Genomic DNA, 14889 nt, shown 5'->3' with positions numbered 1-14889 from the left:
TATTAGGCACGCCGCCAGCGTTCATCCTGAGCCAGGATCAAACTCTCCAATAAAGTTAGTTTGTCTAGCATCATAAAATAAAAATTGACGTTTCACGTTGTTTGTTTCGTTTAGTTTTCAAAGTTCAACATCGCGTTTCAGCGACTTTTATAATTTAACATTTTGCGTTAAATCTGTCAACAACTTTTTTCTTTCGTTCCTGACGACGCTTATTAATTTACCATATTAATCATTCACAAGTCAACACTTTTAAAAAAATGCCAAAATAAATTTATTTTGGCATTATATAAAGTTTAATAACCACTAATGCAGCAACACCGGGTAGGCCTAATAAACTTGTAATTGTTGCGGTGCCCAAGTTAATTGGGATATGAAAATCAAAATACGTTCCTACAACATTTACGATAAAAAGTAATGCTACTCCCAAAGTAACATGAAAGAGCGCTTTTCCTATAAAACGTAACGGCTTAGAAGAAACACCAAAAACAAGGAAAATAAAAACTAACGCAAGAATACCAACAATAATAATTGTAGAATTCATTTTTTCCTCCTTATGAATGACCTATACACATTTATTTGTATGGGACAAGACAATAAAAAAGAACGTTTATTATATAACTCCAGTCGTTTCATCTTATTCACCTTGATTCGGCTACACGTTCTTCACAAAAACTATTAATCGATCTTTCCAAACGAATAAAATAAAAAGGCTCTGCTTTTCAGCAGAACCTTTTACCATTGCTCCATCTTTACAGGACGACGTTTTGCTTCTTTTAGCAAGAAGAAATATTTCGCCTCTGCTATTTTCAAAGAACAAAGTACATCTTGAGATGGTTCAACACTTTGTTCAACCATTCTCTTTTGACGTAACCATTCATTCTTCACCTTTTCTAATAGTACAATTAGCTTATCATCATACTCTTTACGCAATTTACCCTTTTTTTGAAAGAACATTTTTGTTTCTCCTCTTATACTTCTCTACGACCTTCTAACGCTTTCGACAGTGTCACTTCATCTGCATATTCTAAATCTCCACCAACTGGCAGACCGTGTGCAATACGAGTTACTTTAATACCTGTCGGCTTTAAGAGGCGGGATATATACATCGCTGTAGCTTCCCCTTCAATATTAGGATTTGTTGCTAATATTACTTCTTGTACTGTTTCATCGTGTAGTCGCTTTAGAAGTTGCGGGATATTAATGTCTTCTGGTCCAATTCCCTCCATTGGAGAGATAGCACCACGTAACACATGATATACACCTTGATACTCTTTCATCTTTTCCATCGCGATTACATCTTTCGGTTCTTGCACGACACAAACAACTGATTGATCCCGATGTGAATCGTTACAAATATAACAAGGATCACGGTCAGTAATATGCCCGCACACAGAACAATATGCTAAGTCTCGCTTCGCATTTACAAGTGCTTTTGCAAAACCTAACACATCATCTTCTTTCATATCTAATACGAAAAACGCTAATCGAACCGCTGTTTTCGGTCCGATTCCTGGCAATTTCATAAAACTATCAATTAGTTTTGATATTGGTTCTGGATAATGCATATATCAATATCCTCCTAGAACATTCCACCCGGTAAGTTTAAGCCTTTTGTAAATTTACCCATTGTAGAGTTTGAAAGTTCATCAGCTTTCTTAAGTGCATCGTTTGTTGCAGCTAACACTAAGTCTTGTAACATTTCGATATCTTCTGGATCTACAACTTCTTCTTTCACTTTTACTTCAAGAATTTGCTTATGACCATTTGCAATAACTGTGATCATACCGCCGCCAGCTGTACCTTCAACTGTTTTTTCGCCAAGTTCTTCTTGCGCCTTTGCCATTTCCTTTTGCATCTTTTGCATTTGTTTCATCATGTTATTCATATTTCCCATTCCGCCACGCATCATAATTAATTCCTCCTAATTATTATTACTCTTTTATTTCAATGAGTTCTTGCCCTACTAATTTTACAGCCTCTTCTATGAGAGGATCTTCTTTTTTCTCTGGGCTTTCTTCAGAACTTCCACCTTCACGCTGTAAAAAATCTTCACGGATTTTACCCCATTCACTTTTTGGAATGGCAATCATATTTAATCTTTTACTTAGCAATTCAAATAAAGTTTGTTCCACTGTATCCATAGCCTCTCGATTTTCGCTTGCCATTTTACAGTGAATCTCATATTGGAACGCTAAAACGTAAGTATCATCTGAAGCCGCTACCGGTTCGCTATTTTCTAATAAAACAGCAAACGCTACTTTGTTGTATGCTTTGAGTCTTCCTAACAACTCTCCCCATACAGCTTTTAATTGTTCTAAATCTTGACGCTTCGCTTGCTTTAATACTTCATTTACGCGTCCGACAGGTATCTTCATACTTCCTGTCCGTACTGGCTTTGGTGCTGCACGCGTCTCTCTGACTTCCTGCTGCACACCGGCCGGCACACCATTCTTTTTGACTTGTTCTAACTCTTTCTCTAATTGCTGCATCCTGTTCATAATTGCTTGTAAACGATCTGCACCATTTGCTTGCATCATAAACTGTTGACACAGTTGTACCATAACAACTTCTAAGAAAATTCGCGGATGATTTGTCCACTTCATTTCCTGTTGTGCTTTACTAAGAGTATGAATGATCTCATAGATTACTTCCGGCTGCATTTCTTCACTTAACGTCCGGAATTGCTCATCAACCATTACTCGTTCCAACATATGTTCCAATTGTGGTGAAGTTTGATATAAAAGCATATCACGATAATAGTAAATGAAATCCTCCATAAAGCGAACTGGATCTTTCCCTTTACCCATCATCTCGTCTATGATACGTAATGCTCTTGATACATCATTTTCACGTATACATTCTACTAAGTTACCTAAGTATTGCTGAGAAACAGACCCTGTTACAGCTAATACATCTTCTGTCGTAACGGTCTCATCACTATAAGATATTGCCTGATCAATAAGACTGAGCGCATCACGCATACCACCTTCAGCGGCACGTGCAACAATTTGTAATGCCTCATCTTCTACTTGCGTACCTTCATTGTTCACAACTGTCGATAATCTCTCAACAATATCATTTACTGATATCTTTCGAAATTCGAAACGTTGGCAACGCGAAATAATTGTAGGCGGTATCTTATGCGGTTCTGTTGTCGCCAAAATAAAGATAACATGTCCTGGCGGTTCTTCTAACGTTTTTAAAAGCGCATTGAAGGCACCCATGGAAAGCATGTGAACTTCATCAATAATGTATACTTTATATTCTACAGCACTTGGAGCATATTTTACTTTATCTCTAATATCTCGAATTTCATCTACACCGTTATTTGAAGCCGCATCAATTTCTAATACATCTGAAATAGATCCTTGTGTAATCCCCAAACAAGAAGGACATTCATTACAAGGTTCAGCTACCGGAGCATGTTCACAGTTAATTGCTTTTGCAAACACTTTTGCAATTGTCGTTTTTCCTGTTCCCCTCGGCCCAGAAAATAAATAAGCATGTGAAACTTTCTCTTGAAGAAGGGCATTTTGCAACGTTTTTGTTACGTGCTTTTGACCGACTACATCTTCAAACTTTTGCGGTCTCCATGTTCGGTATAACGCTTGGTATGACACGAAAATACGGCCTCCCTCAAAGGTTATTATCTCATTTATTATAACCCATTCTGTTTATAGATTCCAAAAGTTATTTTCTATACAAAAAACCCACCTTAGTATTAAGGTGAGTTTTGTATACATATATAACTGCCGTGCACCTTCTGTCGATTACGTACCATAAGCGTTACTTAAGCAGTTAGCTCGGTTCAGGCACTCCTGCGGCACACGAGAAGACCCGCTTATTGCTGCTTCCTTCCGGACCTGACAAGGTTCACGGGGTCCCGTTGCGCAGGACCCAAACGTCAACACCACTTACTTAAGGCAGGCCTTACAGCAACATAACCTCGAGAAGGGATTCGGCCTCGCTAGAGCGGATTGCGAGTATAGGGCACCGCTACCTCCCCGCTTAGCACGGCAAAGTTAAAACCAATATTCGGTTGCCTTCATTAAAGGCACTATCAGTATAACTTGTTTTTTTATAAAATGCAAATACGTTAATTCTCTTTACTTTTCTCTAATTTCTTAATCGCTTTTCTTTTTTTACGAAGCGCTCTAAAAAAGTTCGTTAACAGCATACCGCACTCTTCTTCTAATACACCAGCTACTACTTCACATTGATGATTAAAGCGTTCATCCGTTAACAGATTCATCAATGTCCCTGCACATCCACCTTTCGGATCACTCGCACCATATACAACTCGCTTTACTCGTGATAAAACAATTCCACCCGCACACATCGGACAAGGCTCTAATGTTACATATAACGTTGCATCTTCTAAACGCCATGTCCCTAATTTTTTGCACGCCTCATCAATAGCTAACAACTCAGCGTGAGCTATCGATCTTTGCTCAGTCTCCCTTAAATTATGAGCAACACTAATTACTTCACCATCCAACACTATAACTGCCCCAATCGGTACTTCTTGTATTGCCTCTGCTTTTTTAGCCTCTTCTATTGCTAACTGCATAAAATAAATATCTTGATCACGTTCCATAACATAGTCCTTTCATTACAAATAAAGTACACTTATTTCCATTTACTACACATGGGATAACTTTTATAAATTCAATCCACCCTAAGAAAAAAAGAGAGGGATTACATATGAAGAATACTGCCTTACTCATTATCGATATGATTAATGACTTTCAATTTTCACACGGGCCTATCCTAGCAAAAAAATGCGAAATTATAACCAATCCTATTTTACAATTAAAGAAAACAATGAAATCCTTCGGTTGCCCCATCATTTATATTAATGACCATTATCAACTTTGGAGATCTGATATTGACCAATTGATTACTCATTGTACAAATGAGTATAGTAAAAATATCATTCATAAGATCGCTCCAAATGCTGATGATTACATTTTTATTAAACCACATTACTCTGCTTTTTATGAAACACCTTTAAATTCTTTATTAGGCTATTTAAAAATAGAAAATCTAATATTAACAGGTGTCGCCGGGAATATATGTATCCTCTTTACAGCTAACGATGCTCATATGAGGAATTATACATTGTATGTACCACAGGACTGTATTGCATCTAATGATGATCAGGATAACCTGCATGCTTTGAAAATAATGGAAGCCACATTAAAGGCAAATATAGTACCGTCGTTTCAAATAAAATTTAATTAATACATATATCTATTTTCCAACTTTTTATATCAAATTAACCCGCTCGCTTCCCTCTTGTGCTACAATAATTCTGTTTTGTGTTTTTAGTAGTCACGGTAAATCACTGATTGAAAGGAGGAAACAGCGTGACCGGAGTACCATTTATCACGGTTGAAGGACCAATTGGTGTTGGAAAAACTTCACTTGCGAAGGAAATTTCAACTCACATGCAACTCCACTTACTGAAAGAGATTGTTGATGAAAACCCCTTTTTAGGAAAGTTCTATGAAGACATCGACGAATGGAGTTTTCAAACAGAGATGTTCTTTCTTTGTAATAGATACAAACAATTAGAAGATATTAACATAAAGTATTTGAATCAAAGGAAGCCAGTAGTAGCGGACTACCATATATTCAAAAACGTAATTTTCGCATCCCGTACATTAAAAGATTCTCAATATGACAAGTACATGCAAATCTATCGTATCCTTACACAAGATATGCCTGTTCCAAACGTTATCGTTTATTTAACAGCTAGCTTAGAAACATTACAAAAGCGAATCGCAATGCGCGGAAGAGAATTCGAAAAAAATATGGATCCAAATTACTTACTACAGCTCACAAAAGATTACGAAACAGCAATGGATGCTTTTAAAAAAGACCATCCAGATATCCCAGTATTGAAATTTAACGGAGACGATATGGATTTTGTAAAAAATCCTGATGATTTAAACGTCATCCTATCTGCCCTTCAAAATACTCTCTTAAAGGAGTCGAAATAATAATGAATTTAAGGCAAAAATATGATATCCCAAATGACGCAGTAATCACTATCGCTGGAACAGTAGGTGTCGGTAAATCCACTATGACAACTGCATTAGCTAACGCTTTAGGGTATCGCACGTCATTTGAAAAGGTAGATTCTAACCCGTATTTGGACAAGTTCTATGCTGATTTCACACGCTGGAGCTTTCACTTACAAGTATACTTTTTAGCAGAACGATTTAAAGAACAAAAAAGAATTTTTGAATACGGCGGCGGTTTTGTTCAAGATCGCTCTATCTATGAAGACACTGGCATTTTTGCAAAAATGCATCACGAAAAAGGTACAATGACGGAAACTGATTATGAAACATACAAAGGTTTATTTGACGCTATGGTCATGACTCCTTACTTCCCTCATCCAGATTTACTCATTTACTTAGAAGGTTCTTTCGATGATATCGTTGATCGCATCCAGGAACGTGGACGTCCGATGGAACAGCAAACACCAATTGAGTATTGGAAAGAGATGCATGGGCGTTATGAAAACTGGATTAATAACTTTAATTCATGCCCTGTTTTAAGATTAAACATTAATGAATACGATATTTTAAAAGATGGCGATTCCATTGAACCAATCATTAAAAAAATCGGCCATTTTTTAAAACAAACACGTAAACTTGTAAAATAAAAAACCCGTGCATACGCACGGGTTTTTCTATTAAATTACTTCTTCTTTGTTGGAGCAATAATTTCACTCTCAGGTTTTCCAGCGTTAATACGCTGACGAACAGTACTTGTACTAATATCGTACGCCTCAGCAATCTCTTTAACAGTCATTTCTTTCCCGTTAATTACTGCTGTTAATACTTTACCTGTACGTTTTGGAGCTGCTTCTTTCTTTACAGCTTCTTTTTTAACTTTTTTTGGTGCCTCTACTTTTGTTGCAGTTTGCTTTACATTACAAGTGCAACCACAAAGTTTACGGAATGTATCATCGCTAATAATACGTGATACATTTGCACCACTGTTTAAAATTCTATTGTTCTTACAGACAGGACATTGTACATAATATAAAGTTTTTCCATCTAAAGGAAACGTTTGTATAATAAGATCCATGTTGACTCCTTTCATATCTATGAAGATAATCATCGGAATATGAGTGTGTAATAAGGACAAAATCGCCTTACACCATACTTTATGATTGGTTTTAAAATAAAAACTCGTTACGTGTGGTAACGAGTTCTCCAATCTCCACTTATATGCGCTGTTGTCAATTATATCTGGAGGAGGTAGAGGGATTCGAACCCCCGCGCGACTCTCGCCGCCTGTCGGTTTTCAAGACCGATCCCTTCAGCCAGACTTGGGTATACCTCCATATTGACATCAAATATAATATCAAAAGAAAAACAGTTAGTCAACCCTACTAAAATAAATTATGAGGAAAGGAAAATTTTACTTTTCCTCTCCTACATCATAGTACTGACAACGCTCATAATTACCAATCACTCATACCGATGAATGTTTATAAATTTACTTAATAACTGTTTTTCCTCCCATATAAGGGCGAAGAACTTCTGGAATTATAATTGTACCATCTTCTTGTTGGTAGTTCTCTAAAATAGCTGCCACCGTACGTCCAATTGCAAGACCAGATCCATTTAATGTATGAACATGTTCTGGTTTGCCGTTTGGCTCACGACGGAAACGGATATTTGCACGTCTCGCTTGGAAAGCCTCGAAATTACTACAAGAAGAGATTTCACGATATGTGCCATAGCTTGGAATCCATACTTCGATATCGTATTTCTTCGCTGCTGTAAATCCTAAATCGCCTGTGCACATGCTCATAACGCGATATGGCAACTCTAATAATTGTAACACGCGTTCTGCATCATTTGTTAGTTTTTCTAACTCTTCATAAGAATCTTCTGGTTTTACGAACTTCACAAGCTCTACTTTATTGAACTGGTGCTGACGAATTAAACCACGTGTATCACGGCCAGCTGAACCTGCTTCAGAACGGAAACAAGAGCTAAATGCAGCATATCTTATAGGCAATTGTTCTTTATTTAAGATCTCATCACGGTGCATATTTGTTACAGGTACTTCAGCTGTTGGAATTAAGAAGTAGTCTTCACTTTCAATACGGAATGCATCTTCTTCAAACTTCGGAAGTTGTCCTGTCCCTGTCATGCTTGCACGGTTTACCATATACGGAGGTAATACTTCTTCATATCCATGCTCATCAGTATGAAGATCAAGCATAAAGCTAATTAAAGCACGCTCTAATCTTGCGCCAGCACCTTTGTAGAATACGAAGCGGCTTCCTGTTACTTTTCCAGCACGTTCAAAATCTAGAATTCCTAAATCTGTAGCAAGATCCCAATGTGGTTTTGGTTCAAAAGCAAATTCCTTCACTTCTCCCCAAGTGCGAGCTACTACATTATCATCCTCTGTTTCACCAACTGGAGCAGATTCGTGCGGAATATTTGGAATAGATAGCATCAATCTTTCTAGATCTTCTTCAACTGTACGAAGTTCGTTATCAAGATCTTTTACTTTTTCTCCAACTTCACGCATTTCTAAAATTAGAGCTTCTGCATCTTTCTTTTCGCGCTTCAATACAGAGATTTGTTGAGATACTTCGTTACGTTTACTTTTTAGTTCCTCTGTTTGAACAAGTAGTTCTCTTCTTCTCGTATCTAATTCTTCAAAGCGACCAAAATCAGTTAAATCTTCGCCTCTATGCTGTAACTTTGCTTTTACTTCTTCAAAATTTGTACGTAAAAATTTAATATCAAGCATTATATACTCCTCCTTTTATTTTATAAAACACAAAAAACTCCCGTCCCTATATAAAGGGACGGGAGTTAACCCGCGTTGCCACCCTAGTTGAAAGCTTTACCGCCTTCCTCTCAAGTAGAAATAACGGCTCTTCACCGGGAATGTTTACTAATCATAAAGATATTCCACATTCCATTCCAGGATGGATTCACAAACTGTTTCTATCGATTTCCACCAACCATCGACTCTCTATAAGAAACGACATTTGTTACTACTTCCTATCAACACGCTTATTTTATAAAATTGTTACCATCAATTTACTATAATCTTATACAAGTTGCAAGTTACTTATACAACTTTTTTCATTTTCGCTTCTTTTACCATTTCTACAAAGTATGCTGTTACACGATGATCATCCGTTAATTCCGGATGGAAAGAAGCAGCTAAAAACGGCCCTTGCCTTACAGCCACCATTCGATCACCATGTGTAGAAAGTACCTCAACATCATCCGCTACATTTACAACATACGGAGCACGGATAAATACGCCAACAAAATCTTCTCCCACACCTTTAATAGAAAGTGCAGCTTCAAAGCTATCTTTTTGACGTCCAAACGCGTTACGCTCAACTGTAATATCCATAGCACCAATATGTGCTTCGTCATAGCCAATAAGTGTTTTTGCAAGAAGAATCATTCCTGCACATGTACCAAACATTGGTTTACCAGACTTCGCGAATGTACGAAGTGGTTCCATGAAAGCATACTTATCAATAAGACGGCGCATAGTTGTACTTTCACCGCCTGGTAAAATAAGACCATCAATCTCTTCAAGTTGTTCTATACGCTTTACAATAACAGCTTCTGCACCACTTGCTTCAACTGATTTTACATGTTCACGAACTGCACCTTGAAGACCTAGTACACCGATTTTCACCATTTTAAAGTTCTCCTTCAATTACCATCCACGCTCTTGCATGCGTTGCTCTGGTAGTAACGTTGAAATTTCGATACCTTTCATCGCATTACCTAATCCTTTAGAAAGGCTTGCAATTAATTCGTAATCCTCATAATGAGTTGTCGCTTCAACGATTGCACGTGCAAATTTCGCTGGATTCTCTGATTTAAAGATACCAGATCCAACAAATACACCATCCGCACCAAGTTGCATCATTAACGCTGCATCTGCAGGTGTTGCTACACCACCTGCTGCAAAGTTTACAACCGGCAAACGACCAAGGCGTTTAATTTCAAGTAGTACTTCATAAGGAGCACCAGTATTTTTTGCATATGTCATTAACTCATCTTCACGTAGATTTGCAACTTGACGGATTTCTGCATTGACTTGACGCATATGACGCACTGCCTCTACAATGTTTCCTGTTCCTGGTTCACCTTTTGTACGAAGCATAGATGCACCTTCTGCAATACGACGTGCAGCTTCTCCGATATCACGGCAACCACATACAAACGGAACTGTGTAATCACGTTTATTTAAATGGTATACTTCATCTGCTGGAGTTAATACTTCACTCTCATCGATATAGTCTACCCCTAATGATTCTAATACACGTGCTTCTACAAGGTGACCGATACGGCATTTGGCCATAACCGGAATTGACACAGCACCCATAACTTCTTCAACGATTGTTGGGTCTGCCATACGAGAAACGCCACCTGCTGCACGAATATCTGCTGGTACACGCTCTAATGCCATAACGGCAACTGCGCCTGCCTCTTCTGCAATTTTTGCTTGTTCAGCGTTAATTACGTCCATAATAACGCCGCCTTTTTGCATTTCTGCCATTCCACGTTTTACACGTTCTGTCCCTGTTACATTTGTCATGTTACAAAAACCCCCCTAGGTGAATTGCTTTTCCCCGTTAAAGGCGAAAATTAAGAATACTCTTACATTCTACCACTAACTATCAGATGCTTGTCTACTACTTTTTCATAAAGTCGGTATGAAAAATAGGAATAAGAAAAAGCCCCTACAATGAGGAGCTTTTAAAACCAACCTTTTACTGTATCAACAGCACTATTCCATATACCACTAAAGAAAGAACCAATTCCGCGCATAGCACGAGTAAACCAGTTTGCTTCTTCTACTTCAGCTGTTGTTACAAGATCCACTTGCAACGACTTACCAGTTAAAAATCCAGGATCGTTTGCATCTTTTGGCGTAATTACCATTTGACCAAGCGCAGCTCCCTTTTTAATAGGTGCCTCTTGTCCCTTACTTGATTCTTTTAATTCTGTTTTATAAACATCTTTACTTCCTTTTGGTACTGGAAGTGAAATGGCTTGTTTCGTTTGAACTGCTACATCTTTGTCTTTCGCATTTTCTACTCGTACTGTTTCTTGTCCTTTTACTGAAGAACCTTTTTTATACATTTGTTTCATTTCAAAGTTAGCAAATCCATAATCATATAGCTTCTTTGTTTCATCAAAACGTGCTGTATGAGAACTTGTTTTAATTACTACAGAAATAAAACGCATACCGTTTCTTTCAACCGTACCAGTGAAGCAATCTCCCGCTTCTGGAGTTGAGCCTGTTTTTAGGCCATCTACGCCATCATATTCTTTAACTAAGCCCTTTAACATCCAGTTCCAGTTCGACATTGCAAACTTCTCTTTTTCTGGACGGAATTCTTTTTTCGGGATTTTTGCTGTATCTAACACTTTTGGATAATCTTTAATTAAATGTTGTGCTAAAGTTGCAACATCCTTTGCAGACATTTTATTTTCTTCATCCGCTGTTGTTCCTTCTGGATGCATTCCCTTTAAATCTTTATTCGTTAAACCTGTAGAATTGACAAATTTATAATTTTTCAACCCTAGTTCTTTCGATTTATCATTCATCATTTTTACGAAATCTACTTCTTTACCTGCAATTGCTTCTGCTAATGCAATCGTTGCACCATTTGCAGAGAAGATTGCCATTGCCTCGTATAACTCTTTTACTGTATAAGAGCCACCATTTTCTAATGCCACATTTGATAATGAAGCATCCTGTGAAACTTTATACGCATATTCAGAAACCTTAATTTTCTGATCCCACTTAAGCTTTCCTTTATCCACTGCTTCGTGAACTAAATACTCACTCATCATCTTCGTCATACTAGCAATGGATAATAATTCATCAGCATTCTTTTGATATACAATTTTTCCAGAATTCGCTTCAACTAAAATTGCCGCACCTGCTTCAATGTTTAAAGCAGCTCCTGTTTCAGCTGATGCATTGCTATATGGTAACAACATACTACAAGCTAGTGTAAGCATTGTTACTAGTGCAATGAATCTTTTGCAAAACATACCTTTCACTTTTGCTACCCCCAATATCTATGTACTCACATAACCGTTATTCTAACATAATCAAAAAAAAATAGACAGAGATATAAAATCTCCGTCTATTTATATATAAGACATTATAATGAGTAGTTTGGAGCCTCTTTTGTAATTTGTACATGATGAGGATGACTTTCAAGTAAACCAGCACCTGACATACGAACAAATTGTGCATTCTCACGTAAGAATTCTAAATCTTGTGCTCCGCAATATCCCATACCTGCACGTAATCCACCAACTAATTGATGAACCGTATCTGCTAAAGGTCCTTTATATGGTACTCGTCCTTCAATACCTTCTGGAACAAGTTTTTTATTTCCTTCTTGGAAATAACGATCTTTACTTCCTTTTTCCATCGCTCCGACAGAACCCATACCACGATATACTTTAAATTGGCGACCTTGATAAATTTCAGTTTCACCAGGACTTTCAGCAACACCAGCAAACATACTACCTAGCATAACAACATGTGCTCCTGCTGCTAAAGCTTTAACCATATCACCAGAGTACTTAATACCACCGTCAGCGATAACTGGGATACCGTGTTTACGAGCTTCTGTTGCACAATCATAAACCGCTGTTAATTGTGGTACACCAACCCCAGCTACAACACGTGTTGTACAGATAGAGCCTGGTCCAATACCAACTTTAACTACGTTTGCCCCTGCTTCAATTAATGCTCTTGTTGCTTCAGCAGTAGCAACATTTCCAGCGATAATATTTAATGATGGATACTTTGCACGAACTTCTTTTACTTTATCAATAACGCCTTGAGAATGCCCATGGGCTGTATCAAGTACGATTGCATCTACGCTAGCTTTTACTAATGCGTCAATGCGAGTCATAGCATCAGCCGTTACACCAACTGCTGCTCCAACTAATAAGCGCCCTTGCTTATCCTTCGCAGAATTTGGGAATTCAATTACTTTTTCAATATCTTTTATTGTAATAAGCCCTTGTAATACACCGTTGTTATCAACAAGAGGGAGTTTTTCAATTTTATACTTTTGTAGGATCTTTTCAGCCTCATCTAGCGTTGTACCAACTGGAGCTGTAATTAGCTGTTCTTTTGTCATTACGTCGGAAATTTTGATTGAGTAGTCTTGGATAAAACGCATATCACGGTTTGTAATAATACCAACTAATTTTCGCTCGTCTAAATTATTTACAACCGGTACACCTGAGATACGATATTTCCCCATAAGGTGCTCTGCATCATACACTTGATGTTCTGGAGTTAAAAAGAACGGATCTGAAATAACACCACTTTCAGAACGTTTTACTTTATCAACCTGCTCGGCTTGTTGTTCAATAGACATGTTTTTATGAATAATTCCTAAACCGCCTTGACGAGCCATTGCAATAGCCATATCTGCTTCTGTTACTGTATCCATTCCTGCACTAATTAACGGGATGTTTAACTGTAAGCTTTCAGATAAAACTGTTTTAACACTTACTTCTCTTGGTAGTACATCTGACTTTGCTGGTACAAGTAATACGTCATCAAAAGTCAAACCTTCTTTAACAAATTTAGATTCCCACATAATTGTTCCCCCCATGATACCAGAAATTATTATTAGTAGCTTATCAATTGGTTAAAATACTGTCAAGGACGTATATATATGTTAGAATTTTTAGACAATAAAAGGAGCGTAATATATGCATCAAACACATTGTACTTGGCAGCAATTAAGTTTCTTCTTTTCATCTCAAAATGTACAACGTTATCTTGCCCGTTGTTATGAAAAATCCTCCATACAAAATGCTGAAAAAAAAAGTTTTGAAAATTGTTATCCCTTTATTTATTACTTAGAACATGGGAAAAATTATTATGAATTATATAAGGTAGCTCCCTTTTCGATTCAACCAATGTTATTGTTTTATGGAATAAGCCAACTTTTTAAAGCGTGCTTATTAACTATTGATCCGAACTATCCTGAATCCACTACTGTTTTAGCTCATGGTGTCACGACTCGTAAACGGAAAAAACAGGGGTATCAATTTTTAGAAGATGAGGTAAAGGTACAAAAAAACGGACTATTTACTCATGTTGCAGAACAGCTGTTTCACATGAAACACTTAGAATCAGAGAAGTTTAACATGTTGGATTTAATGGGGAATATTCCGGAATTACAAAACTTATTTCGCTATAGTCAGCGAGGTTCCACTTTATATAAAATTGATTCAACAAATGCAAATGAACTTTCCTTTTCAGTCAATATACTAGATCGACTTCATATGACTTCAGAAAGATTTTCACGTTATATTGAATCAATTTGTAAGCACTTATCCGTGCAACATGTCCCCGGGAAAACGAGCGCATCCAATTTACTTTTTACAGCTCCTATCCAATCGTGGAATCCTATATATAGTACGCCTTTATACTACGAATATCTCGCTGATACTTATTACTTACCACTCACAACTGACCCTAGAAATCCTACACCTGTATTGCCTGAACTTCTCGTTCATTATTTATTGCTCTACAATTTAAGTATGATTTCTAGATACGAAACAGATTGGTGGTATGATTTACTTGGAAGCTATGGCTCTGAAGATTACCCATTTATTTATCAATTTCTTACTATTTCTGCTCAAAAAATCCCTTACTATATTTCGAATTTTTTACTAGCAGAACCGAACCTATTTCATGGGAAATAAAAAAACACAAGTCAAAAGACTTGTGTTTTTAGTTGCTTGGCGACGTCCTACTCTCACAGGGACAAGGTCCCAACTACCATCGGCGCTAGAGAGCTTAACTTCCGTGTTC

The 14889-nt window shown here is 37.3% G+C and carries 16 protein-coding genes, 1 tRNA gene, 1 other RNA gene and 1 other annotated feature; of the genes, 4 read left to right on the top strand and 14 right to left on the bottom strand.

Annotation, left to right across the window (positions count from 1 at the left end):
- Positions 1-271 precede the first annotated feature (271 nt).
- The 7 genes from MR147_RS26465 to tadA form a co-directional block, all read right to left on the bottom strand.
- Entirely contained in the window at positions 272-541 is a 270-nt protein-coding gene (locus tag MR147_RS26465; RefSeq protein WP_001089262.1) for a pro-sigmaK processing inhibitor BofA family protein, read from the bottom strand.
- Between the two features lie 191 nt (positions 542-732).
- The gene (locus tag MR147_RS26460) at positions 733-954 is read right to left on the bottom strand and encodes a YaaL family protein (protein WP_000466020.1); all 222 of its coding nucleotides are present in this window, start codon (positions 952-954) and stop codon (positions 733-735) included.
- Between the two features lie 14 nt (positions 955-968).
- The gene (recR, locus tag MR147_RS26455) at positions 969-1565 is read right to left on the bottom strand and encodes a recombination protein RecR (protein ID WP_000559169.1); all 597 of its coding nucleotides are present in this window, start codon (positions 1563-1565) and stop codon (positions 969-971) included.
- 14 nt (positions 1566-1579) lie between these two features.
- On the bottom strand, positions 1580-1906 hold the full coding sequence (locus tag MR147_RS26450) for a YbaB/EbfC family nucleoid-associated protein (protein ID WP_001996460.1): 327 nt from the start codon (positions 1904-1906) through the stop codon (positions 1580-1582).
- A gap of 25 nt (positions 1907-1931) precedes the next feature.
- Complete coding sequence (gene dnaX, locus MR147_RS26445; protein ID WP_000121557.1) at positions 1932-3620, bottom strand: DNA polymerase III subunit gamma/tau; 1689 nt, start codon at positions 3618-3620, stop codon at positions 1932-1934.
- Positions 3621-3752: 132 nt separating this feature from the next.
- An RNA gene (gene ffs, locus MR147_RS26440) (signal recognition particle sRNA large type) lies at positions 3753-4017 on the bottom strand.
- 79 nt (positions 4018-4096) lie between these two features.
- Positions 4097-4597, bottom strand: coding sequence for a tRNA adenosine(34) deaminase TadA (gene tadA, locus MR147_RS26435; RefSeq protein WP_242304876.1), 501 nt, complete (start codon positions 4595-4597; stop codon positions 4097-4099).
- 107 nt (positions 4598-4704) lie between these two features.
- On the opposite strand from tadA, the gene MR147_RS26430 reads away from it, so the two are divergent.
- The 3 genes from MR147_RS26430 (at position 4705) to MR147_RS26420 (ending at position 6676) form a co-directional block, all read left to right on the top strand.
- A complete protein-coding gene (locus tag MR147_RS26430; protein ID WP_000798715.1) occupies positions 4705-5244 on the top strand; it encodes a cysteine hydrolase family protein in 540 nt (179 codons plus the stop codon).
- 125 nt (positions 5245-5369) lie between these two features.
- Entirely contained in the window at positions 5370-6005 is a 636-nt protein-coding gene (locus MR147_RS26425) for a deoxynucleoside kinase (protein ID WP_000148224.1), read from the top strand.
- Positions 6006-6007: 2 nt separating this feature from the next.
- Positions 6008-6676 (top strand): deoxynucleoside kinase, encoded by a 669-nt coding sequence (locus tag MR147_RS26420; RefSeq protein ID WP_001053585.1) that lies wholly within the window; start codon positions 6008-6010, stop codon positions 6674-6676.
- Positions 6677-6711: 35 nt separating this feature from the next.
- On the opposite strand, the gene MR147_RS26415 is transcribed toward MR147_RS26420, so the two are convergent.
- From MR147_RS26415 to guaB, 7 genes are all read right to left on the bottom strand, one after another.
- Positions 6712-7104 carry a sigma factor-like helix-turn-helix DNA-binding protein gene (locus tag MR147_RS26415; protein WP_000364209.1) on the bottom strand — a complete coding sequence of 131 codons (393 nt, stop codon included), beginning with the start codon at positions 7102-7104 and terminating at the stop codon, positions 6712-6714.
- Between the two features lie 165 nt (positions 7105-7269).
- Positions 7270-7362 (bottom strand) — tRNA-Ser (locus MR147_RS26410).
- Between the two features lie 156 nt (positions 7363-7518).
- A complete protein-coding gene (serS, locus tag MR147_RS26405) occupies positions 7519-8793 on the bottom strand; it encodes a serine--tRNA ligase (protein WP_000884181.1) in 1275 nt (424 codons plus the stop codon).
- A 51-nt stretch (positions 8794-8844) separates the two neighbouring features.
- Positions 8845-9066: a binding site (T-box leader), on the bottom strand.
- Between the two features lie 54 nt (positions 9067-9120).
- On the bottom strand, positions 9121-9711 hold the full coding sequence (gene pdxT, locus MR147_RS26400) for a pyridoxal 5'-phosphate synthase glutaminase subunit PdxT (RefSeq protein ID WP_000238775.1): 591 nt from the start codon (positions 9709-9711) through the stop codon (positions 9121-9123).
- Between the two features lie 18 nt (positions 9712-9729).
- Positions 9730-10617: a pyridoxal 5'-phosphate synthase lyase subunit PdxS gene (gene pdxS, locus MR147_RS26395; protein ID WP_074609476.1), complete on the bottom strand. Its 888-nt coding sequence runs from the start codon at positions 10615-10617 to the stop codon at positions 9730-9732.
- Positions 10618-10778: 161 nt separating this feature from the next.
- Positions 10779-12086 (bottom strand): D-alanyl-D-alanine carboxypeptidase DacA, encoded by a 1308-nt coding sequence (gene dacA / locus MR147_RS26390; RefSeq protein ID WP_139302863.1) that lies wholly within the window; start codon positions 12084-12086, stop codon positions 10779-10781.
- A gap of 113 nt (positions 12087-12199) precedes the next feature.
- A complete protein-coding gene (gene guaB, locus MR147_RS26385; RefSeq protein ID WP_000264079.1) occupies positions 12200-13663 on the bottom strand; it encodes an IMP dehydrogenase in 1464 nt (487 codons plus the stop codon).
- 115 nt (positions 13664-13778) lie between these two features.
- Here guaB and MR147_RS26380 point away from each other — a divergent pair, with 115 nt between their 5' ends.
- Positions 13779-14780, top strand: a complete 1002-nt coding sequence (locus MR147_RS26380; protein ID WP_242304875.1) for a YaaC family protein — start codon at positions 13779-13781, stop codon at positions 14778-14780.
- Positions 14781-14889: the final 109 nt, after the last annotated feature.

The sequence above is a fragment of the Bacillus cereus group sp. BfR-BA-01350 genome, from assembly GCF_022663775.1.
In the GTDB taxonomy this organism is placed as follows: Bacteria; Bacillota; Bacilli; order Bacillales; family Bacillaceae_G; genus Bacillus_A; species Bacillus_A paranthracis.
The sequence above is the reverse complement of the archived record's forward strand: the minus strand, read 5'-3'. Positions and strand labels throughout refer to the sequence as shown.